This is a genomic window from uncultured Fenollaria sp. (assembly GCF_934202865.1).
Taxonomy (GTDB): domain Bacteria; phylum Bacillota; class Clostridia; order Tissierellales; family Peptoniphilaceae; genus Fenollaria.
Map to the genome: position 1 here is coordinate 1 of NZ_CAKPYL010000003.1, position 21,738 is coordinate 21,738.

The following is a 21,738-nucleotide window of genomic DNA, read 5'->3' on the forward strand; positions in this document are numbered from 1 at the left end:
TAGAATCAGAGCCTCAACCTCATTATCAACAATTATATATTCAAACTCGGCAATGTTTTTTACCATCGCCTTAACTGTTTCAGAGTGATTAGATGAGCTCCTAAAGTAGCTTCTCACTCTATTAGATAAATTTTTCGCCTTGCCTACGTAAATAATCTCGCCCTTGTCATTTTTCATTATATATATGCCAGGGTTTTTAGGCAGCTTCTTTATCTCTTCTTCAAAGTTAAACATTAAATTTCACTTGTCGCCTTTTTTAGCCAAGCTTTTTCGTCTTCATTTAATAATGGACTCACTTTTTCATAAACAGCTTTATGGTAATCGTTTAGCCATGATATTTCTTCAGCTGTAAGCATCGATTTATCTATAGCGTCCTTATCGATAGGAGCGTATGTTAGTGGCTCAAGTCTAAAGAAGTCACCGTATTTACTTGTGCCTGCATCTTCAACATAAACAAGGTTTTCAGTTCTAACACCATATTTACCGTCTTCATAAACGCCTGGTTCAACGCTGAAAATCATGTTCTTAACTAGGTCTACATCGTTATATCTTGATGAAATATTGTGTGGTCCTTCATGAACATTTAGTAAATAGCCAACGCCGTGACCAGTGCCGTGAAGGTAATCCATTTGATGCTTGTAAAGGTCTAGTCTTGCTAGTAAATCTAGTGAAGATCCCTTAGTGCCCTTCTTAAATACAACGCTCATAAGTCTGATGAAGCCCTTTAAAACAAGAGTAAAGCCAGTTCTTTCTTCATCTGTCAACTCGCCCATCGCCATAGTTCTAGTGATGTCTGTTGTGCCGAACTTATATTGTCCGCCGCTATCTACAAGTAAAAGTCCCTTTGCTTCAAGCTTTTTATTAGTCGCTTCGCTTGACATATAGTGAACGATTGCGCCATTATCAGCATAACCGCAGATAGTATCGAAGCTTTCTTCTAAGAAATCTTCTGACATAGCTCTAAAGTCATGAAGTTTGTCTTGAACTGTAAGCTCATCAAGCTCAGTCTTGTCAGACTCCTTAAGCCACTTCATGAATCTCGCAATAGCCGCGCCATCAGTGATGTGCGCCTTCTTTATATTTTTGATTTCAGTATCATTTTTAACTGCTTTAAATTTTGTAGTGATGTTTATGTCGTCTATAACATAGTTATCGTCTTCGATTAGCTTAAACATATATCTATTGATTTTATTTTCATCTAGGTAAATGGTCTTGTCTTTGATCTTTCTTAAGTCATCTTCAAAGGCTTCATATGCCTTAACTTCAACGCCTTGTGCATTAAGTGCCTTGATTATGGCATCATCAAGCTTGTCAAGATCTGTATAGATGGCCGCCTTATCAAAATCGATGTAAGCGTAAGAAATTAATACTGGTGAGTCTTGTATATCGTTTGCTCTGATATTGTATAGCCAGCAGATATCATCAAGTGAAGCGATTATGCTAAGGTCAGCGCCTTCTTCTTTAAGTGCTTCTCTAAATCTTTTTAGCTTATCTTTAGTGCTTTCACCTGCTTCTTCGTCTGATAGTATAAATGCTTTGTCCTTTTTAAGAGCTGGCCTATCAGTCCAAATCTCTGAAATAAGGTCGACATCGTCAACGAACTTCACGTCCCTGCCATCAACAAGGTCCTCTATCCTTTCAAACATCGCTTCAGAGAAAGTCTTGCCATTAAAACCAATCACTTCGCCCTTAGCCACGTTATCTCTTAAGTATTCCATAAATGTCGGAACGCCTGGCTTGCCCCATTTATATAGCTCATATGAAGTTCCCTTTAATTGATTTTCTGCTTGAACGTGATATCTTCCGTCTGCCCATAGCATTGCCTTATCCATAGTGATGATGACATTGCCTTGTGAGCCAGTAAAGCCTGATATGAAGACTCTGTCCTTATAATGATCAGAAAGGTACTCGTTCATGTGCGGGTCCGCTGTGGCAACTATATACATAGTGATGCCATTCTTTTTCATTAATTCTCTTAAACTTTTAACTCTATCGTCAATTGACATTATAAAACCTCCCTTATATATGTATTATACCACATACGATGATTTTTTAATATATGGACTTGAAAATATATTATTTGTACAAATTGCCTTAAATGTGCAAAACATTTATCTTGTCTTTAATAAATTTATATGTTATAATTAATCGTATGAGAGAGGTAAAAAATGACAAGAATTATAATTGATAGTGCGAGTGATTTCACGCAAGAAGAAATAAAAGAATTTGATCTCGAAGCATTGTATGTCAGTGTTATTGACACAAATGATGTGGAGACCCTCCTACGTGACGGACTTGATATAAAGCGCTCTGATATATATAAAGCTATGAGAAAGGGTAAGATTTTTAAGACTAGTCAGATCAATCTTAACCAATACCTAGAAGGTTTTGAAAAAGTATGTAAAGAAGGCGAAGACTTTATCTACATCTGCCTTTCATATGGACTTACAACGGCTTGGGATACATCGCGTATGGCGATTAAGATGCTTGAAGAAAAGTATCCTGAAAGACGCATGGTCTCAATCAACTCAAAGTCTATGACTATAGGTGAGCAAATCATAGTTAGAGATATTATTGAAAAGAAAAATGAAGGCTACTCACTTGATGAGCTTGAAAAGAGAGCGAACGAGATTAGTGGCAAGGTAGTTCATCTCTTCACTGTTGATGACTTAAACTACTTATTCATGGGCGGAAGAATTTCTAAGACCGTGAAGAATGTTGGTCAAGTCTTAAACATCAAGCCGCTGCTTGGTGATGACGACGATGGTGCATTGGCTCTTAAGGACAAGGTGCGCGGCGAAGCAAAGATATATAAGAAGCTAGCTAATACTTTCATAGAAGACGCAAAGAAGAATCCAGATTTATTGAAGCACGTAATTATTGGTCACACTGACAACATTGAAGGCGCTCAAAAGCTTTTTGAAATGATATCAGCTGAAGTAGATACGAAGGATGTCATCATTAGAGAGATAGGCCCAGCAATAGGTGCTCACTTGGGACCTGGTGCTGTTGCCATCGCTTACTTAAACGAAAAAAGATAGATTGATAGAAGTCATTGAAAAACTCCTGATCGTTTGATCAGGAGTTTTCTTGTATTAGCTAAAATTTTGTATCGACGTAATCGCTTGTTAAGTCTATATTTAACTTTCTAAATAGTTCTATGTCAGTTAGATTAAGCATAGCTGTCGAGTGCGCTCTTAAGTTTCTTATCCTAGATAGATTGTCTATACATAGCTTGGCGCTCGGATTAAACATCTTTGATGTCGCTAAGCAGATTAAAACCTCTTCGACATTTAGTAAAGGGCTGTCTTTCTTTTCGATTATGCCTTTGACTTCCTTGATTGGTTCAAGTATTGCCTTGTCTATCAAGTGCAAATCGTCTGGTATATTCGATATATACTTAAGTAGATTAAGTACAGCAGCTGCAGCTGAGTCCATAAGCTCGCCATCTCTACCAGTTATGATAGTGTCTTCATATTCGATAGCTGTAACATTTGAGTTAGTGATACCCATTTTAATAAGTTCAGCCTTTTTATTTCTTGCAGCAACTAAAGATTTTCTGTCCTCTACAGTAAGGTTAAGCTCCTCCATAAGCGTTTTGATTCTTTGAGCTTCGTCCTTCTTTTGATTAGTCATCTTGTAAGTAAGTAGCGCCTTTAAGTATCTTCTAATAATTTCTTGTCTCGATGCTTCTTTAACTACTTCTTCGTCAATAATACCCGACTTGATTCTGTTGACACCCATATCAGTTGGTGATTTGTAAAACTCTTCACCCATAATCCTATCAAGTATCTTCTTTAATATAGGAAAGGCTTGTACGTCTCTATTGTAATTTACCGAGATCTCGCCATAAGCTTGTAAATGGTATGGGTCGATTTGATTGACGTCGCTAAGGTCAGCAGTCGCCGCCTCATAAGCAAGATTTAGCTCGTGCTTTAATGGCATATTCCAAACAGGGAAAGTCTCGAACTTTGCGTAGCCAGCCTTGACGCCACGCTTGTACTCGTGATATAGCTGCGAAAGACATGTAGTCATCTTGCCGCTGCCAGGTCCAGGACCAGTTACCACGATGATTGGCATAGTCGTCTCAATATATGGATGCTTGCCAAAACCATCTTCAGAAAGTATCTTGTCAACGTCATTTGGGAAGCCCTCAGTCTTGTCATGAAGATAAACCCTCATGCCTCTTGCTTCCATGTATTCTTTAAACTTGTCAACATTTTCGTCCTTTTTGTAGCGATTGATAACAACGCTGTTGATTTTAATGCCCTTTGCCTTAAGTCTCTCGATAAGCCTGATGGCCTCTCTCTCATAAGTAAGTCCAGTGTTGTTGTTAAGCTTGTTTGATATGATGTCTTGAGCGTGTATAGTTATGATGACCTCCATCCTGTCCTTTAACTTCTCAAGTAAAACAGTCTTGACGTCTTCATCGTAGCCAGGCAAAACCCTTTGCGCGTGCTTGTCGCCGATAAGCTTGCCGCCAAACTCCATATAAAGCTTCTCAAACTTTTCAACCCTCTTAAGGATATAGTCGCTTTGTTCTTTTATATATAATTCATTCGAAAAACCTAGTTTCATCTTTTCACCTCGTTTTGATTATAACATATGAGTAAAATTATTACAATTATTTTTTTGCTAATGGCTTAAGATTTTGAGAATGGATTTGCCACTGTTAAGGAAATGGATTTGCCATTCTTAATAGAAATGCTTTTTGTGAAATAATTTTTTAAGTAAATGGATTAATGGAAATAGTTTTGCGTAAATGAATTTAAGAAAAATGCTTTTAACGCAAAAAAATCTTAGGACAAAACGTCCTAAGATTTTTTCAATAGTTTATTAAATTGAATTATCTGTAAATATATATTTTACTAATACGTCCACCACTGCTTAAAGTTATATCAGCTTTTAATCCTTCTACAAATCTGCTGTCTGCGTCTCTCAATTCATAGAAATCCTTATAATATCCAGATACATCAGTGTTACTATCAATATAATATTCGTTTCCATAGCTATCAGTCAAATCTATTGAATTTCTGCTACTAAATGACCAAAAGCTTTTAATAGTTATTGTTTTGTCATATCCGTATTTGCCATTATATCCGCTCGGTGTTGTAGTTGTTGGGTTTGATTGTAATTTTGAATCTTTTATATCAAACCAATATGGTTTACCAATAACTAATCCACTAACGCTTGCGTTATTAATATCAACCGTTATTCTAGATGAAGAACCATCTGGTAAAATTGTAACTGTATAATTACCCTTATCCACTAATGTTCCATGAACCCAATTACCGTAATAATATCCATTATTATAAGTAGAATCAATAACCATAAGCTTCTTGATAGTATCTTTATCCTTTTCAAGAATAACTACTCTTGATCCAGCTCCTATTTCGCTTACATATATTGTTCTTCTTGAATCAATAGTATCTGCTTTTAGATCATAATCGTAATTATAAGTTTCTCTGTTATTTCTAGTATCACTTGATCCTACAGGATATAAAACTAATTCATTGTTTCTGCTGTTTCTTCCTCTGTTATTGTTTGAGGAAACGATGTATTCATTGTCAAAGCCATCGCGTACGTCAATGTAAGAAACTTCATTGTTATATCTAGCGTCTGTTTCGATTTCAACATATACTGAACCAAGTCTTTCTAGTTCGCTGTATGACAACTTACGATCTCTAGAATATTTTCCAGAATTGTATCTGCTGTCATAAATTTCATAATCAGTATCTCTACTTGGTATTCTATAAGTGTTTTCTCTACCATTTAATGAAACTATAGTGATGTCTCTAGAAGTTAATTTCTTTATATATCCCTTGTAATCATCTGATGATGAAGTTACTTCAAGTGTTTTAACAATATTGTTGCGGATAGTTGCCTTAACTTGAGCGCCATTCTTAATATCTACTAAATCTCTAGTTCTGTTGTTCATAGTGATTGATGAACTTGAATCTACTTTAAATACTCTTGAAACTTTGTTCTTATTATTATCTGTATAAGAAATCTTTATTTCTTTATTTGAGTTGTCAACGTTTGTTACTTCACCTTCAAGGCTGAATTCTACTCCCTTAGCGTTGATTGACTTAGCTTGCATTACGCCTAAAGCTGAGTTAGCTGTAACTGTTACGTTTTGTCCAACTAATAAGCTTGAGATATTGCCAATGCTTCCATCAACTGTGATAACTGTTGATGCATCTACTGAGAATACCTTACCATTAGCAGTATTGTCGTTTACTAGCATTATAGCTGTGATGCCTGTAACAGATATTTCCTTAATTGTACCTGTAACTACTGTTGGTGTTGGATTTACTGGATTTACAGGGTTAACAGGATTTACTGGGTTTACTGGGTTTGTATTTTTTGCTTGATATTGAAGTGCTGCGTAAACCATCCTAGCAACTTGTTCTCTCTTAACTGCTTGTCTTGGATAGAAATATCCTTTTCCAGCGCCTTGTGGAGAAATAACTCCTGCATCTATAAGGCCAGCTACATGAGCTCTTAAGTGTTCAGGAATGTCTTTAACGTCCTTAAATGGAAGCGCAATAACTGGATCAGTTGACTTAACTCCCATAGCCTTTGCAAAGTATTCTGCTAGATTAACTCTGCTTACTGCTTTGTCTGTTGTGAACATCTTGTTCTTCTTAGCTGCTTGAAGTGTCTTCATATCAACTACGCCCTTTGCTAAGCACTTAACAACATTGTCTTGTGCCCACTTAGGAACGCCTAGTGCAACAACTTTGCTTTGCCAAACTTGTCTTGCAGCTACTAAGGCTTGATCATCGTATTGTGTAAGTATAGCTGCAAACCTCATTGCTTCTAAGAATGTGATATTCTTTCTTGGTTTAAATGTTCCATTAGGATAACCTGATATATATCCTTGATTACTCATCTCGTTGATGTAAGTGTATGCCCAATGTGATGTAGGCACGTCTTTAAAAGTTTTTGCACTTGCTGTAGTCATAGGTATAAATGTAATACATAGCATAATAGCAAGCACTAAACTAAATACTCTTTTTAAGTTATTTTTCATGTTTTTGCTCCTTTCATAACTAATCATAAGTAATTACTACTTCTTATGTACTCATTATAACATATAAAATATGAATAAATTATTACAATCTAGTTAAAAATCTGCCTTTATTGAGTAATTATCAATAAAAAAACGTGTTTTGTAACACGAACTGACAGTATTAAGCCTTATATATGTAGTATAATATAAGTGGAGTGGTATGCATGAAGAAAAAAATTATGCTCTGCCTCTTTTTTGCCTTAGTTATATTTGCTAGTACAAATCTATGCGCAACTAGTGTAGCAACTAAGTACAAGAAGAGTGCCGAAGAGCTTAAGTCATACAATATAATACAAGGTGACTCATCAGGCGACTTGATGCTTGATAAGAATCTTAAGAGAGAGGACCTCATAGTTATACTATCGAGGCTTATGAATGATGAAGAAAGAGCGAAAAAGTATAGCTCCGAAACAAAGTTCACTGATCTTAAGAGTGCAAGCAAAGTCTACTTGCCTTACATCAACTGGGCTGTTTCGAACGGCTATATACATGGTGTAACGAAAGACAAGTTTGGCTACGGTGACTATGTAACTGTTAGGCAGTATCAAGCGATACTCTTAAGGATACTTGATTATTCATCTGAGGCAAAAAAGTGGGACATGGTCTCTGACTACGCAGTTACTTATGGCCTTATGGATGGTCTTGATCTAAAGCCTGATGACTTTCTTAATCGTGGTGAGATGGCTTTGATGATGACTAACGCACTTAAGACTCCAAAGAAGGGCTCGACGCTCAGTCTATTAAAAGTATTAAACTTAAAGAAATAATAATAGATAATTAAAACGATTCACATGGTCAAGCATATAGCTTGGCCTTTTTTGATGCAAAAAAAGAACAAGTGCTCGTATAAGTACTTGTTCTAAAACGATATATTAATTAATCTTTATAAGCGTAGTAATACATAGTGATAAGCATCATGCCGCCTGCGATATTGCCAAGTGTAACTGGAAGTAAATTGTGAAACATTGCTGCCAGATCAAATGTGCCGCTAATCATTATAGCTATCGGCAAGTAAAACATATTGGCAACGCAGTGCTCGAAGCCTGCAATAACAAAGATTGCTACTGGAAATGCTGATGCAAATACTTTTGCTGTTATCTCTTTACTTGCTGATGCAAGCCAAACTGACAAGCACACAAGCAAGTTACATCCAATGCCCTTTACAAAGAGCTCGAAAAAGCCTTGTGAAGTCTTCGCGTTAAAGATGTTTACGAAAAGCTCCTTAGTGCCATTGGATAAGATATTTGAATAATAAACTACACAGGCAAATAGCAGTGCGCCTATAAAATTATATAAATAAACTTTTGCCCAATTAATTATTAGTGAACCTGGCTTAATTTTTTTATCAAGTCTCGCTCCAAACATAAGTATATTGCCTGTGAAGAGCTCTGCTCCGCCAACTACTACGGCCACTATGCCGATGGTGAATGTTAGGCCAACTAGTACTCTCGTTATTTGCGGATTGAAGCCTTTGCCAAGACTATTGACAATAGTTGATGCTGCTCCGCCCATCGCTATATACATGCCCGCTAGAACGCCTAAGAAGAACTGTGTTCTAGTCTTAAGCTTAGTCTTGTTGACCCCATTTGCCAAGGTCATAGACAGTATCTCTTTTGGGCTGAAATTTTCTTTTTCCATAATAAAACCCCCTAGCTTATATTATACAAGCTAAGAGGTTTCTAGTCAAGATTATAAATTTTCTTTTAAGAAGTCTTCAATCTTTTTCACTGCGTCGTCTTCGTCTTCGCCTTCGATGATGAACTTAATTGCCTCGCCTTGCTTTGCTTGTAGGCCCATAAGTCCTAAAATCGATTTAGCGTTAACGCATTTGTCTCCCTTGGCAACTTTTACATCGCTCTTGATGGCTGCAAGTAGTTTAACAAGTAGACCAGCTGGTCTTGCGTGTATGCCTATAGGGTCTGTGATTGTGTATTCAAACTCTTTCATGATAACCTCCTATGAATTTATTATTCTGTCTTTTAGTTCAAGTATCTGTCCTGGATTGACAGACAGCTTGTCAAATTTATTCTTTACGTAAAACTCAGTTAAGTCTGGGTCGCTTCCAAGCTCACCGCAGACACTGATCTTCACGCCATTTTTCTTTGCATTTTCACAAGTCAGCTCCATAAGTCTAAGTATCGCCTTGTGATGAATGTCTCTGTGCCTTGCTATCTTTTCATTTTGTCTATCAACAGCAAGTGTGTATTGAGTCAAATCGTTCGTACCTATACTAAAGAAGCTTACTTCCTTCGCTAGATCATCGCTGATAATGGCCGCCGCCGGTGTCTCAATCATGATGCCTATCTCGATATCTTCGTTAAATGGAATATCTTTTTCTCTAAGCTCAGCAAATATTTCTCTGATAAGCTCTTTTGCCTTTTTCACTTCCCAAAGATCATTTATCATAGGAAGCATAATTTTGATATTGCCGTAGTGAGACGCTCTAATTATAGCTCTGAGCTGAGCCTTAAATAATTCTTCGTCATCAAGACATATCCTTATCGCTCTATAACCAAGGGCCGGATTTTCTTCTTCAGGTAGATTTAGGTAATCAACTTTTTTATCCGCACCTATATCAAAGGTCCTTACTATGACTTCTTTGCCTTCCATCGCCTCAGCCACATATTTATACTCTTTAAATTGCTCTTCTTCAGTCGGAAGCGAGTCTCTGCCAAGATATAAAAATTCAGTTCTAAATAGGCCTATGCCCTCTGCGCCATTCTTTAAAGCAAGCGGTAAGTCCTTTGAATTACCGATATTTGCGTAAACACTTATATGCGTTCCGTCCTTGCTAATAGCTTTGGCTGTCTTTAATTTTTCTAGCTCTAATTTTCTTTTTTCTTCTTTTTCTATTCTTTCCTTAACATCTTTTAGTAATTTTTCATCTGGATTAATGATTAATTCGCCTTCATACGCATCGAGGATGGCCGTCTTGCCATCGATGGACTTATCAAAGGCGTTATCAAGGTTCACAAGCGACGCTATGTTCATAGACTTGGCAAGTATCGCTGTATGTGATTGCGTCGAGCCTTTCACTGTGACTATGGCAAGTAGTTTTTCCTTGTCAATGTTAAGCGTTTGACTTGGCAAAAGATCTTCTGCATATAAAATTACTTTTTCATCAAAATCTTCATCGAAAGCATTTTTAATACCTAAGATGTTTTTGATAAGTCTTTGAGAAATGTCTTTGATGTCCTTTGCTCTTTGACTGAAGTATTCATCGTCCATGCTATTAAAAATCATGTAGAATTTTTCTTCAGCAAGGCTTACGGCGTAGGCGGCATTATCTTTTTCTTCATTAATATTACGTCTTATCTCGTCTTGGTACTCGATATCATCAAGCATCATCTTGTGTACTTCGAAGATTTGTGCCTCTTCTTCACCCGCATCGACTTTTGCTTTTTCAAATAATTTATCAAGCTCATCAATTGATTTTTTTACTGCCGCATCTAATTTTGCTACTTCACTAGCTGTATCAGTAATTTTTTCTTTGCTAATATTAATTTTTTCATCAGCAAAAACTTTTATCTTACCTAAGACAAGACCTTTATTTGCTATAGTTCCTTTAATTGTTTTCATTAAGTTCACCTATTTTTTTGCCTCTAATATATACATCGATTATGTTTAAATCTTTATCAACTACGACAAAGTTAGCGTATTTACCTACTCTTATGCTGCCATATTTATCATAGATGCCAGCTTCTTTAGCTGAGTTAACGGCCGCGGATCTAACAAGTGATTCGAACGGAATGCCGATTGAGTAAGCATATCTGATGCAGTCAAATAAGTTACTTGCGCTGCCAGCTATAGTTCCTGACTCAAGTGTAGCCTTCTTGCCCTTGACGTAAACGTCTTGACCGCCTAGACTGTACTTACCGTCTGATAGGCCTGTCGCCATCATCGAGTCGGATACCAAGATAACTCTGTCGTCGCCAAACATTGCATATATCATCCTTATTACTGATGGATGTATATGAACGCCATCTGTTATGAGCTCAACCATGACCTCAGGGCTGTCAAAGGCTGCTCCACACACACCAGGGCTTCTGTGTTTGATGTCATTAAGTGCATTAAATAAATGTGTTACTGATTTTGCTCCTAAATCAAAGGCTTCAAGTGCCGTATCATAATCACAGTCAGTGTGACCTATGGATATAACAACCTCATCAGCTCTTTCTTTGATAAAGTCCTTCGCTCCATCAACTTCAGGCGCTATAGTCACCTTCTTAATTCTATTGTTAGAAAGCTTTTGATACTTGTCAAAATTTTCAAGGCTCGGCATAGCTAAGTACTTAGGGTTTTGTGCACCAATCTTGTCCTTGGATATATATGGTCCTTCCATGTGCACGCCAATAAACTCAGCACCCTTAGTTCCATCGTAGTCACCGATTGCTTTGAATATCCTTTCAAGCTCATCATCTGCTAAAGTCATAGTCGCTGGTATGACTTGTGTCACTCCATTTTGTGCTTCATACTCGCATATTGCTTCTATAGACTCCTTAGTCCCATCGCAAAGGTCCTTACCCACTGCTCCATGGAAATGTATATCGGTAAGTCCTGGAATGATGTAAGCATCTGAATAATCTTTAACGACATCGTCATTACTATATACAGTGAAGATTTCTCCACTCACAGCAATGTCTCTTCTAATAAATTTACCGTCGCAGTAAACATTAGCTCCTTGTATAATCATAGTAACACCCCCTGATATTTTCTACTTAATTTAGTATGCTTATATTCATTTTACAATAAATATGCAAATTTTGCAAACAAATTTTTGATTACTAGAGCTTTAATTAGATAAATGTGGTATAATATATATAATAATAGTAATTATTATTAAATTTTTATTAAGGAGGTCATTATTATGATGAAAAAACTTCAAAACCTAGGTAAGGCTTTGATGCAACCAGTAGCTATACTTCCAGTTGCAGCTCTACTAATGGGTATTGGTTATTGGATTGACCCAAGTGGTTGGGGTGCTAACAACATCGTTGCAGCATTCTTAATCAAAACTGGTGGTGCTATCCTTGATAACTTAGGAATTATATTCGCAGTAGGTGTTGCTTATGGCCTATCCAAGGACAGGAATGGTGCAGCAGGTCTATCAGGCCTAGTAGCATTCTTAATCGCAACTACACTTCTATCATCAGCAACTGTTGCTATATTTAAAGGAGTAGATGTAGCTGACCTAGCTCTAACTGACGGCTGGCAAAGTATGAACAACAAAAACGTATTCGTTGGTATCATCTCAGGTCTTGTAGCAGCTTATGCTTACAACAAGTTCTATCAAGTACAATTGCCAGATGCATTTGCATTCTTCAGTGGTAGAAGACTTACTCCTATCATGACATCACTTTTCATGATTATAGTATCAGCAATTCTTTACTATGTATGGCCAATACTATATAGCGCTCTAGTAGCCTTTGGTAAAGGCATTGAAAGTTTAGGTGCTATAGGTGCAGGTATTTATGCGTTCTTCAATAGACTACTAATACCTACAGGACTTCACCACGCACTAAACTCAGTATTCTGGTTTGATATTGCTAATATCAATGATATCCCTAACTTCTTAGGCGGAGCAAAATCTCTTGCAGAAGGAACAGCTGTTATCGGTAAAACAGGTATGTACCAAGCAGGTTTCTTCCCTGTAATGATGTTTGGTCTTCCAGGTGCAGCTCTTGCTATGTATCAAGAAGCAAAACCTGAAAAGAAAAATGTTGCTAAGTCACTACTAGTTGCTGCAGCATTTTCATCATTCTTCACAGGCGTTACAGAACCACTTGAATTCGCATTCATGTTCTTAGCTCCAGCTCTATATGTAGTTCATGCATTATTAACAGGTATATCAGTTGCCATCGCAGCAGCTTTCCAATGGACAGCAGGCTTTGGTTTCTCAGCAGGTTTTGTTGACTACTTCTTATCACTAAGAAACCCAGTAGCTAACAAGCCATTAATGTTAATCCCACTTGGATTAATATTCTTCGTTATTTATTATGTAGTATTCAAATTCTGCATCAGAAAGTTCGATCTAAAGACTCCTGGTAGAGAAGATGACGACGTTGAAGTAAAGGCAGAAACTATTTCTAAGCATGATAACTTTGACGAAGTGGCTGCCATCATCATCGAAGGTCTTGGCGGAAGAGAAAATATCGAAGACATCGACTATTGCTCAACTAGACTAAGAACTAGCCTTGTTGATGGAGCAAAAGTTAACGAAGCAAAGATTAAAGAAGCAAAAATTTTAGGTCTTATCAAACCTGATAAGGATTCAATCCAAATCATTATTGGACCACAAGTTCAATTCGTTTATGATAAGATCCACGAAAATATTGGTAAATAATTAATAATTACTATATGGACTCCGATTAATTTCGGAGTCTTTTTTTATGATATAAATTGTTCAAGTGCATAAAAAAAGACGGGCACCTCTGCTCGTCTTCTTACGTTTATAATTTTATTTATTTTTCTAAGTAAGCTCTTAATAATTTTTCAGTACTCTCAATCGCCTTTATATTTGTTCTTTCAATATGATGTGAAGCGTCTGTGCCGCAGCCGATGCAAGCGAAGTTTAGATTAAGTCCAGCGACTGCTCCTAGTGAGCCGTCTGAGCCATATCTTTGATGAACATCGATGACGTAATCAATATCGTTTTTGATAGCAAGCTCTTCAAGCCTATATCTAAAGTCGATTGGATAAGGTGTTCTTGAGTCTTTTGCAACTATTGTTACCTTGTCTTCGGCTGAATTATTTTCATAGCTAACTATACCTATGTCAAGAGCAAGTACTTCGTATGCATGCTCTGGCACATAGCTTATGCCGTGACCGAGCTCTTCAAAGTTTGTGAAGTAAAACATTGTGTCACATGCGAGCCCGATATTCTTCTTAAGAACTTCTTCCATCACATAAATCATGATTGCTGCGTGGATCTTGTTATCGATGAAGCGCGATACTAAATAATTTTCTGTAAGTCTTGTGCGCGGCTCAAAGGCAACGAAGTCACCAACTTTAACGCCACTTGCTAAAGTTTCTTCCTTAGAAGAGCTTTCTATATCAAGTCTTATTTCAGTCGAGTGCCTTTCTCTTGGAAGCGTCTTCTCTCTTTCGTCCTCCATAGTATGGACGCTTGCCTTGTTAGGCAAAACTGTTCCAGTCACTACGCCCTTCTTGGTATATACTCTTACTAGCTCTCCTTCAAGCGATGCGTACATAAAGCCGCCTATGTTTTCAAATTCACATCTGCCATTGTCCTTGACTCTTGAAACGATTCCGCCAAGTGTATCGACGTGAGCAGTTACTATCCTTAGCTTAGATGAATCTTTTCCCTTCAATATAGCATAAAGAGCGTTCTTATTAGTCTTTTCAAAGCTAAGCTCACCTTTGAAATGCTCCTCTATATAAGTATTCACCATCTGACACATGCCCGATGGTGAATCTATTTTGAGTAAATTTTCTGCTATATCGAGGATTCTTTTATTCGACTCCTTCATAGTCTTCTACTTCATAGCCAAGGTCTTCGATAGCTTTTTTAGCTTTTTCTAGATCGAATTCTTCCTTGCTTTCGATGTCAACGTGGCCAGATGCGAAATCAGCTGTTACAACGTCAATTTCATCAAACTTTTCTAATGCCTTTTCAATAGCTTCGCTACATCCTTCACATTTCATTCCGTGTACTTTTAAAATTCTTTTCATTACTTAATCGACTCCTTATAAATTGAATTTATGGATTCCTCCATATGTTTATTGAATTCTTCATCTGTCATGCTAGCCTTTGCTCCTTCAGTAAGTGCCCTTGAGAATGATGCAACGACTTTATGGTTTCTACCAAGCCTTTCGTTAGCTTCTTCTCTAGTGTAGCCGCCTGAAAGCGCAACTATCCTTAAGACATTTTCATAATCGTATAATGGTAGATATAGATTGTCTTCCTCAGGTAGTGTTAGCTTTAACATGATGAAGTCATCTTTAGCTAATTTTTCTATATTTTCTTTTAATTCTTTGAATAATACTTTTTCTATCTCAGCCTTATCTTTAGCGTTTATATCAACTTCTGGTTCTATGATAGGCACAAAGCCTTTTTCAATAATTCTCTTTGCGTAATCAAATTGCTGTTTAACTACTTTTTTGATACCTTCTTCATTTAGCTCTTTGATAACGGATCTCATCTTAGTACCAAAGATGCCTCTTTCCTTTGCTCTTTCAAGAAGCGAGTCAAGCTTAGTCATCTCTTTCATAACTTGAACGCCATCTTCAAGATCTGCAAGGCCTTGGTCAACCTTAACAAATGGTAGTATTTCTAGCTTATTCCATAGGTAATCAGCTGTCTTCATGCCATCAATCTCTCTATCGATAGTTTGTTCGAAAAGTATCGCTCCAAGTATATGCTCCTTATTAAAGCTTGGCGCCTTGATGATTCTTGTCCTCATTTCGTGAACAAGCTTAAACATCTCATCGTCTGATGAATACTTGTCCTCATCAATGCCATATAGCCTCAAAGCCTTTGGCGTTGATCCACCGCTTTGGTCTAAGGCAGCTATGAAACCCTTTCTGTTTCTAGCGATGTCTAGTTTTTTGCTATCCATAAATTCCCTCCTCAATTCTATTTATATCTTAATCTTAGTGAGTTTGTTACTACACATACCGATGAGAACGCCATCGCAGTTCCCGCAAGCATCGGTGTTAATAGGCCTAGTATGGCAAAGGGTATACCGACCACATTGTAAAAGAAGGCCCAGAATAAATTTTCTTTGATTATCTTCATAGCTGCTCGTGAAAGCTCGAGTGCCCTTGCCACTCCGCCGATGGAGTTATTCAAAAGACTTATATCGCTCGCTTCTAAGGCAACGTCAGTACCTGAAGCGATTGAGTAGCCAACGTCTGCGCTTGCTAAGCTCGGCGCATCATTGACCCCGTCGCCAACCATGGCAAGCTTTGTCGATGATTTTTTAATCTCTTCAATGGCTTTTAATTTATCTTCCGGAAGAAGTTCAGCTCTGAAATCATCTACGCCAAGCTTATTAGCTACATTCCTAGCGACAGTGCTATTGTCCCCAGTAAGCATATAAGTCTTTATGCCCATGGCCTTGATCTTGGCAATGGCCTCTTTACTGTCAGTTCTTAAGCTATCTTCAATAGCAAAGTAGCTAACGGCTTCTCCATCTATTGACATGACTATGACAGTTGCTCCCTCATCTAAAAGCTCTTTCATCAAAGCCTTGTCATAAGAAATGCCAAGCTCATCAAAATATCTTTCGTTCGATAAAATTATTTCTTTATTATCAAGTTTTGCGCGAACACCCTTTGAGTGAATCGCTTCAAATTCGTCAGCTTCAACATATTCAATACCCTTATCGCGTGCGTATGAGGATATTGCCTCGCTTATCAAGTGCTCCGATTGATTCTCAGCGCTGTAGGCATATCTTAAAATTTCTCTATCACTAAGGGCCGAAGTATTGATAAATTTTGTAAGAGCCAATTTGCCTTCGGTTAAGGTGCCTGTTTTGTCAAAGCAAACAGCGTCGACTTTGGCATTTGCCTCCAAAACTTCACCAGACTTGATAAGTATGCCTCCTTGAGCTGCTCTGCCTGTCGCAACCATGATGGCTGTAGGCGTTGCAAGACCCAAGCTGCATGGGCAAGCGATAACCAAAACGCTTATCGCATTAATTATCCCTGTATTAGCGTCCTTAAATATAGTATAAATCAAAAACGTTAAAAATGCAATAGCCATTACCGACGGAACGAAGATATTGGCAATCTTATCTGCTAATCTTTGTACTGGCGCCTTTGAGCTCGCCGCGTCGTCAACCATCCTTATGATGTTGGCAAGTGTAGTCTCATCGCCGACCTTAGTGACTTTGAATTTAAAAGTGCTTGGTCCATTGACAGTTGAGCCGATAACCGCATCGCCCACCGCTTTATTCACTGGAAGGCTCTCGCCAGTAATCATCGCTTCGTTAATAGATGCTTCGCCCTCGATGATAACACCATCTGAGGCAAGTCTCTCGCCTGGTCTAACTAAAACGACGTCATCTATATCAAGCTCGTCTATGCTAATGGTTTTTTCCTCGCCATCCCTAATTACAGTCACTTCGTCAACTTTTAGGCTTTGTAATTTGTCAACCGCTTCATTAGTTTTGGCCTTTGCCTTTGCCTCCATAAGCTTACCGAGTAAAACTAAGGTAATAATGACAGCCGATGACTCGAAATATAGATGCGGATTGTCTATGAACATATTGTAAATGCTATATAGATAGGCCGCAGTCGTTCCCATAGCGACAAGCACATCCATATTGAAGGTCTTGCTTCTTAAAGAGCTGATGGCTCCTTTGTAAAATCTATGTCCTCCAAATATTTGCACAAGTGTCGCGAAGGCGAATTGCCATCTGGCGTCCGCATAAAAAACGTGTATGCCTGCCATATGAAAAAACATTACTGAAAAAAGTGGCAGAGCAAAAATTAATGAGATGATAAAGTCACGCTTAAGCGATTTTATCTCTTTTTCTCTAAGCTCTCTCTCCTTTTCTATATCACGGCTCTCTTGATAATAGCCAGTGAAGCCCGCTCTTGAGATGACTGCCAAAATATCGTCACGAGTTATGACATTTTCATCATAAATGACTCTCGCTCTATTCGACGATAAATTTACATTGGCTCTTGATACGCCATCTTTTCTTGATAAAACTTTTTCAAGCCTTGCTGAACAAGCAGCGCAGCTCATTCCTTGTATTAAAAAATTGTCCTTCATATAATCACCATAAATATTATACCCAATTTTGTGGTATAATATTTATAAGAAAGGTTGTGATTTTATGGACGCAATAGAAATGCTATTGACAAGAAGAAGTATAAGAAAATTTAAGACTGATGAAGTGCCTCGTGAAACACTTGAAAAGATAATCGAGTGCGCAAAGGCTTCACCAACAGGAATGAATAAACAAGAAAGACTTTTTACTGTTGTGACTAAAGAAGAGGATATACAAAGACTAGCTGCTGCCATCGCAAAGTCACTTGATAGAGATGACTATCACATATATAATGCGAAGGCTTTGATTATAATTACTGTGCCAGAAGATTTAAAATTAGGCGACGCAGACACATCAACTGCTATGGAAAATATCTACTTAGCAAGCCACGCGCTTGGACTTGGATCAGTATGGATCAATCAACTAAGAAGCAATAAGGACGATGGCGTTAGAGAAGTTTTGTCCTCGTTTAATATACCAGCTAATCACATATCGTATGGTATGATGGCTATAGGCTACGCTGATGAAGTTCCTAAGGCAAAAGAAAGAACAGAAAAGGTAGTTTATCTATAATGAGAAGGACTATAGGCTTTATTAGCGACACACATGGCGGCATAGACGAAACGCTAAGGGCGCTTGATGTGCTTAAGGACTGCGACACAATCTATCATCTAGGGGATGTTTTGTATCACGGCCCTCGAAACGCTCTTCCAAATGACTATAATCCAAAAGATTTGGCCTCGTATTTAAAGGAGCGTGACAATATAATCTACGTTCGTGGCAATTGTGATAGCGACGTTGATCAGATGGTTATAAAGAAGGACTTAACGCAAAAGGCTCGTGTAGTCGATATCAATGGACTTAAGACCCTACTGATACATGGCTACGAAGAGACAGAATTTGCTAGAATCAATTACGCGAAAGAATCAGGTATCAAGATGATAGTTACTGGCCACACGCATATAAAGGTCTTAGATGAAAAGGATGGCATCATCTTAGTAAACCCTGGATCAACAACTATACCCAAAGATGGCAAAGCATCCGTTGCCAAGATGGATGATGAAAAGATTATGCTAATTGACATTTATACTGGGGAAATATTAAAAGAAATAAAATACTAAATTACAAAAAAAGAAGTCTACGATTAAATTACGCAGACTTCTTTTTCTTTATTAAAAATTTTAGAAAAAGCATTAAATTAATTGCTATTAAAACAATTATTGATATTTGTTTAAGTAAGTCTATGCCCACATCTATATGCAGTGCTTCCCTTAGCTCATAGATAGTTCTCATGAATTTGCCAAATAAAAGTATTCCTGCTATGGATATAAGCTCTATAATTAAAAATGTTTTTTCATTTACTTTGCCTAATAATGAAGCCACGATAGCAATTGCAAGGCACACGTAGTATATATACCTCGAGTGCACTCTCATGTCAAGCCAAAGGCTTAAACTAACCAGGCTCGATATAAGCGCCGCAGCTAAGACAGCTCCAGCTATGGCTAAAAGTAAATTAAAGACTCTTTTCAATTATTTTACTGTGTATGTGATCGCTACTGCAGTTCCGTCTGCAGGTGCTTTGTCAGCATCTACTGAGAATTCAACTACTTTGCTTTCTTCGATAGCGCCTAGTGGATATTCACCGTTACTTGTGATACCAACGAAGCATGAGTCAAGGCATGTGATGCAGCCTGTGTTAAATTCTTTTGCATTGTCTAAGTTGCCTGAGAATCTAACGTCTAAAGCTTTACCGTTTGAATCTTTAACTACATCGTCAATACCTACAGTTCCTTCTTGACCAGCCCATGCTAAACTAAGGTCTAGTTGACTACCTTCGCTTGTAGTTGTAGCAGCGTTATCAGCGTTCATGTTATTACCAGCTTCTGCACCAACTTCTACTAAAGCGTTGTAAAAATCTGTTGGTGATACGTATGATGAGAAGATTGATTTGTCGCTTAATTTACCATCTTTCCAGATTGCTAAGTGTCTTGTTGCTTCTGTTTCGAATTTTCCGTTGTACTTAGTGTAGATAGTTACGCTCTTAGCGTCTTTGTCTATCTTGATAGGGTTTTCTTCTGATACGCCATTTATCATTGAAGCTTCGCAGCAGTCAGCATCTTTGTCATCAGTTTTTTCTGTATCAGTTGTTTCAGTTGATTCAGCTGTCTTAGTGTCTTCTTTCTTATCTGTTGTTGTGTCTGTTTTTGGTCCGCAAGCTACTAATAATAATGAAACCATCAATAGCATTGCTAAAAATTTAATTTTTTTCATTTGCTTTTTTTCTCTCCTTTTATATAGCTTTTCTAAAAATAACACATTTACTATTATAACACTTATTTAGATAGTTTTACATTGAAATATTTTATACTTTTTTATCCATTTTTATAAAATTTTCAATATTAAATTAGTTCTTGCTAATATTTTACACATGAAAAAAGGACCCTTATGAGTCCTTTTTATAAATATATTAGCTTCTTTTAAATATGTCCACTACTTTGGATATAATATTTTCAGCTACGCTTTTAGATTTCATTCTTTTATCATAGATGGAATCTTTTACATTGCCTATAATGCCATTGACAGCTGAGTAGGCATTGTTTGCTGTATTTGAAACTTGTGATGTGATTTTGTTGACAGTGTTTACCGCACTATTAGTAATACCCATAGCTGTATTAGTTAGTTTAGAAACATCTGATGTAACACCGTTTATGTTGCTCATGATGCCTGATATATTAGGTCTTAATTCTGTAACTAAAGTGCTTACATCATCTGTAACGCTCTTTATATTTGGACCAAGGTCTCTAACTAAACCTTTGGCTTCGACTGTCATCTCTTTGATATCTGGTCTAATGTCATCCACTATTCCGTTTACATTGTTTGTAATACCATTGACATTGTTCATCACTTCAGGTAATTTAGCTACTGTTTGGCCGATGTTAAGTCTGTTTTCTTCCATCATGCTCTTCATAGTGCTAATAGTTGAAGCGATCTTAATGAATAGATAAGCTAATGAACCTAGTGCTGCGATACCAAATACTATAAGCACACATTGTAAAATATATTTTGCGTCCATTAAATCACCTATTTCCCGATATTCTTAACTGCGTTTTCTACGTCCTCTTTAATTTCATTAGCCTTTTTAACTGCTTCGTCTTTTGTCTTTTCAGCAGCGTCTTTAGCTTCGTCAATCTTTTTGTTTGCTTCGCGTTCTAATTCATCAGCTTTTTTAGCTGCTTCATCTTTTACTTCATCGACCTTTTTAGCTGCTTCATTTTTTAATTCGTTAGCTTTTTTAGCTGCTTCGTCTTTGATTTTATCAAAATCTATGCCCATCTTATCACCTATTTCTTAGCCTTTTCTACTTCTTTTTCTACATCCTTTTTAACGTCATTAGCTTTCTTTTCTACTTCTTTTTTAGCATCGATAGCCTTATCTTCAGCTTTGTCTTTTAGTTCTTTTGCTTTGTCTTCTGCTTCTTCTTTAAGTTCTTCAGCTTTTTGTGCTGCTTCATCCTTAAATTCTTTAGCTTTTTCCATAGCACTTTGTCCTAATTCTTTAGCTCTTTGAGTTGCATTTGCTATGCCGTCTTTCATGTCATTATAAGTTTCTTTGCTCTTCTTAGCTATCATTTCTCTAGTTTCTTCACCGCTTCTTGGTGCAAATAGATAGCTTGCTGCAGCACCTGCTGCTAATCCTAATAAAGTACCCATGGCAATGTTGCCAGCGTTCTTCATTCTTTCTTTTCTTTCCTCTTCTCTAGCTTTTGCTGATATGAAATCAAATAATCCCATAATATCACTCCTTTTTTTATTTTTTACTATTAATTATATACCCACTAAGTGAAGTAATAAAACATAAATATTAAAAAAAAGAAAAACTAATCGCAATCAATTAGTTTTTCTTCTATATATATCCTTATAT

The 21,738-nt window shown here is 37.2% G+C and carries 22 protein-coding genes; 5 read left to right on the plus strand and 17 right to left on the minus strand.

The genetic code is table 11. From position 1 onward, the window contains the following. Together Q0E71_RS00560 and Q0E71_RS00565 are read right to left on the minus strand one after the other, a co-directional pair. The coding region (locus Q0E71_RS00560) for a GIY-YIG nuclease family protein (protein WP_294794534.1) at positions 1 to 234 on the minus strand (234 nt) is incomplete at its 3' end. Next, positions 234 to 2,006, minus strand: coding sequence for an aminopeptidase P family protein (locus Q0E71_RS00565; RefSeq protein ID WP_294794540.1), 1,773 nt, complete (start codon positions 2,004 to 2,006; stop codon positions 234 to 236). The genes Q0E71_RS00565 and Q0E71_RS00560, both read right to left, overlap by 1 nt. A 162-nt stretch (positions 2,007 to 2,168) precedes the next feature. Between Q0E71_RS00565 and Q0E71_RS00570 the strand changes: the two genes are divergently transcribed. Continuing rightward, positions 2,169 to 3,041, plus strand: coding sequence for a DegV family protein (locus tag Q0E71_RS00570; protein ID WP_294794547.1), 873 nt, complete (start codon positions 2,169 to 2,171; stop codon positions 3,039 to 3,041). A 58-nt stretch (positions 3,042 to 3,099) separates the two neighbouring features. On the opposite strand, the gene Q0E71_RS00575 is transcribed toward Q0E71_RS00570, so the two are convergent. Further along, on the minus strand, positions 3,100 to 4,578 hold the full coding sequence (locus Q0E71_RS00575) for a DUF1846 domain-containing protein (protein WP_294794551.1): 1,479 nt from the start codon (positions 4,576 to 4,578) through the stop codon (positions 3,100 to 3,102). A 268-nt stretch (positions 4,579 to 4,846) separates the two neighbouring features. After that, positions 4,847 to 7,036 carry an S-layer homology domain-containing protein gene (locus Q0E71_RS00580; RefSeq protein ID WP_294794557.1) on the minus strand — a complete coding sequence of 730 codons (2,190 nt, stop codon included), beginning with the start codon at positions 7,034 to 7,036 and terminating at the stop codon, positions 4,847 to 4,849. A gap of 203 nt (positions 7,037 to 7,239) precedes the next feature. Here Q0E71_RS00580 and Q0E71_RS00585 point away from each other — a divergent pair, with 203 nt between their 5' ends. Next, positions 7,240 to 7,842, plus strand: a complete 603-nt coding sequence (locus tag Q0E71_RS00585; protein WP_294794564.1) for an S-layer homology domain-containing protein — start codon at positions 7,240 to 7,242, stop codon at positions 7,840 to 7,842. Between the two features lie 109 nt (positions 7,843 to 7,951). On the opposite strand, the gene Q0E71_RS00590 is transcribed toward Q0E71_RS00585, so the two are convergent. From Q0E71_RS00590 to nagA, 4 genes are read right to left on the minus strand one after another with little or no spacing between them, the layout of a single operon-like run. Beyond that, positions 7,952 to 8,713 carry a formate/nitrite transporter family protein gene (locus tag Q0E71_RS00590; protein ID WP_294794572.1) on the minus strand — a complete coding sequence of 254 codons (762 nt, stop codon included), beginning with the start codon at positions 8,711 to 8,713 and terminating at the stop codon, positions 7,952 to 7,954. 51 nt (positions 8,714 to 8,764) lie between these two features. Continuing rightward, positions 8,765 to 9,022 carry an HPr family phosphocarrier protein gene (locus Q0E71_RS00595; RefSeq protein WP_294794580.1) on the minus strand — a complete coding sequence of 86 codons (258 nt, stop codon included), beginning with the start codon at positions 9,020 to 9,022 and terminating at the stop codon, positions 8,765 to 8,767. Between the two features lie 9 nt (positions 9,023 to 9,031). Further along, positions 9,032 to 10,654: a phosphoenolpyruvate--protein phosphotransferase gene (ptsP, locus tag Q0E71_RS00600; protein WP_294794586.1), complete on the minus strand. Its 1,623-nt coding sequence runs from the start codon at positions 10,652 to 10,654 to the stop codon at positions 9,032 to 9,034. Continuing rightward, entirely contained in the window at positions 10,641 to 11,768 is a 1,128-nt protein-coding gene (gene nagA, locus Q0E71_RS00605; RefSeq protein ID WP_294794599.1) for an N-acetylglucosamine-6-phosphate deacetylase, read from the minus strand. The genes ptsP and nagA overlap by 14 nt, the downstream gene beginning before the upstream one ends. Positions 11,769 to 11,942: 174 nt before the next feature. Between nagA and nagE the strand changes: the two genes are divergently transcribed. Further along, positions 11,943 to 13,418, plus strand: a complete 1,476-nt coding sequence (nagE, locus tag Q0E71_RS00610; protein WP_294794605.1) for an N-acetylglucosamine-specific PTS transporter subunit IIBC — start codon at positions 11,943 to 11,945, stop codon at positions 13,416 to 13,418. A 118-nt stretch (positions 13,419 to 13,536) separates the two neighbouring features. Here the strand turns inward: nagE and Q0E71_RS00615 are convergent, their stop codons facing one another. Genes Q0E71_RS00615 through Q0E71_RS00630 form a run of 4 tightly spaced genes read right to left on the minus strand, consistent with a single transcriptional unit; the run spans position 13,537 to position 17,819 of the window. Then, positions 13,537 to 14,565, minus strand: a complete 1,029-nt coding sequence (locus Q0E71_RS00615; RefSeq protein ID WP_294794611.1) for an aminopeptidase — start codon at positions 14,563 to 14,565, stop codon at positions 13,537 to 13,539. After that, a complete protein-coding gene (locus Q0E71_RS00620) occupies positions 14,549 to 14,767 on the minus strand; it encodes a heavy-metal-associated domain-containing protein (RefSeq protein WP_294794616.1) in 219 nt (72 codons plus the stop codon). The genes Q0E71_RS00615 and Q0E71_RS00620 overlap by 17 nt, the downstream gene beginning before the upstream one ends. Further along, positions 14,767 to 15,654 (minus strand): fructose bisphosphate aldolase, encoded by an 888-nt coding sequence (locus Q0E71_RS00625; protein ID WP_294794624.1) that lies wholly within the window; start codon positions 15,652 to 15,654, stop codon positions 14,767 to 14,769. Before Q0E71_RS00625 ends, Q0E71_RS00620 begins: the two co-directional genes overlap by 1 nt. A gap of 17 nt (positions 15,655 to 15,671) precedes the next feature. Then, complete coding sequence (locus tag Q0E71_RS00630) at positions 15,672 to 17,819, minus strand: cation-translocating P-type ATPase (RefSeq protein WP_294794631.1); 2,148 nt, start codon at positions 17,817 to 17,819, stop codon at positions 15,672 to 15,674. 64 nt (positions 17,820 to 17,883) lie between these two features. Here Q0E71_RS00630 and Q0E71_RS00635 point away from each other — a divergent pair, with 64 nt between their 5' ends. Together Q0E71_RS00635 and yfcE are read left to right on the plus strand one after the other, a co-directional pair. Next, positions 17,884 to 18,390 (plus strand): nitroreductase family protein, encoded by a 507-nt coding sequence (locus Q0E71_RS00635; protein WP_294794638.1) that lies wholly within the window; start codon positions 17,884 to 17,886, stop codon positions 18,388 to 18,390. Next, positions 18,390 to 18,938 (plus strand): phosphodiesterase, encoded by a 549-nt coding sequence (gene yfcE / locus Q0E71_RS00640; RefSeq protein WP_294794644.1) that lies wholly within the window; start codon positions 18,390 to 18,392, stop codon positions 18,936 to 18,938. Before Q0E71_RS00635 ends, yfcE begins: the two co-directional genes overlap by 1 nt. Positions 18,939 to 18,966: 28 nt before the next feature. On the opposite strand, the gene Q0E71_RS00645 is transcribed toward yfcE, so the two are convergent. From Q0E71_RS00645 to Q0E71_RS00665, 5 genes are all read right to left on the minus strand, one after another. Continuing rightward, a complete protein-coding gene (locus Q0E71_RS00645; protein WP_294794650.1) occupies positions 18,967 to 19,347 on the minus strand; it encodes a hypothetical protein in 381 nt (126 codons plus the stop codon). Then, positions 19,348 to 20,088 carry a YdjY domain-containing protein gene (locus Q0E71_RS00650; protein ID WP_294794656.1) on the minus strand — a complete coding sequence of 247 codons (741 nt, stop codon included), beginning with the start codon at positions 20,086 to 20,088 and terminating at the stop codon, positions 19,348 to 19,350. A gap of 196 nt (positions 20,089 to 20,284) precedes the next feature. Beyond that, a complete protein-coding gene (locus Q0E71_RS00655) occupies positions 20,285 to 20,890 on the minus strand; it encodes a hypothetical protein (RefSeq protein WP_294794663.1) in 606 nt (201 codons plus the stop codon). A gap of 8 nt (positions 20,891 to 20,898) precedes the next feature. Beyond that, complete coding sequence (locus Q0E71_RS00660; protein WP_294794669.1) at positions 20,899 to 21,150, minus strand: hypothetical protein; 252 nt, start codon at positions 21,148 to 21,150, stop codon at positions 20,899 to 20,901. An 8-nt stretch (positions 21,151 to 21,158) separates the two neighbouring features. Then, the gene (locus Q0E71_RS00665; protein ID WP_294794677.1) at positions 21,159 to 21,608 is read right to left on the minus strand and encodes a YtxH domain-containing protein; all 450 of its coding nucleotides are present in this window, start codon (positions 21,606 to 21,608) and stop codon (positions 21,159 to 21,161) included. Between the last annotated feature and the right edge of the window lie 130 nt (positions 21,609 to 21,738).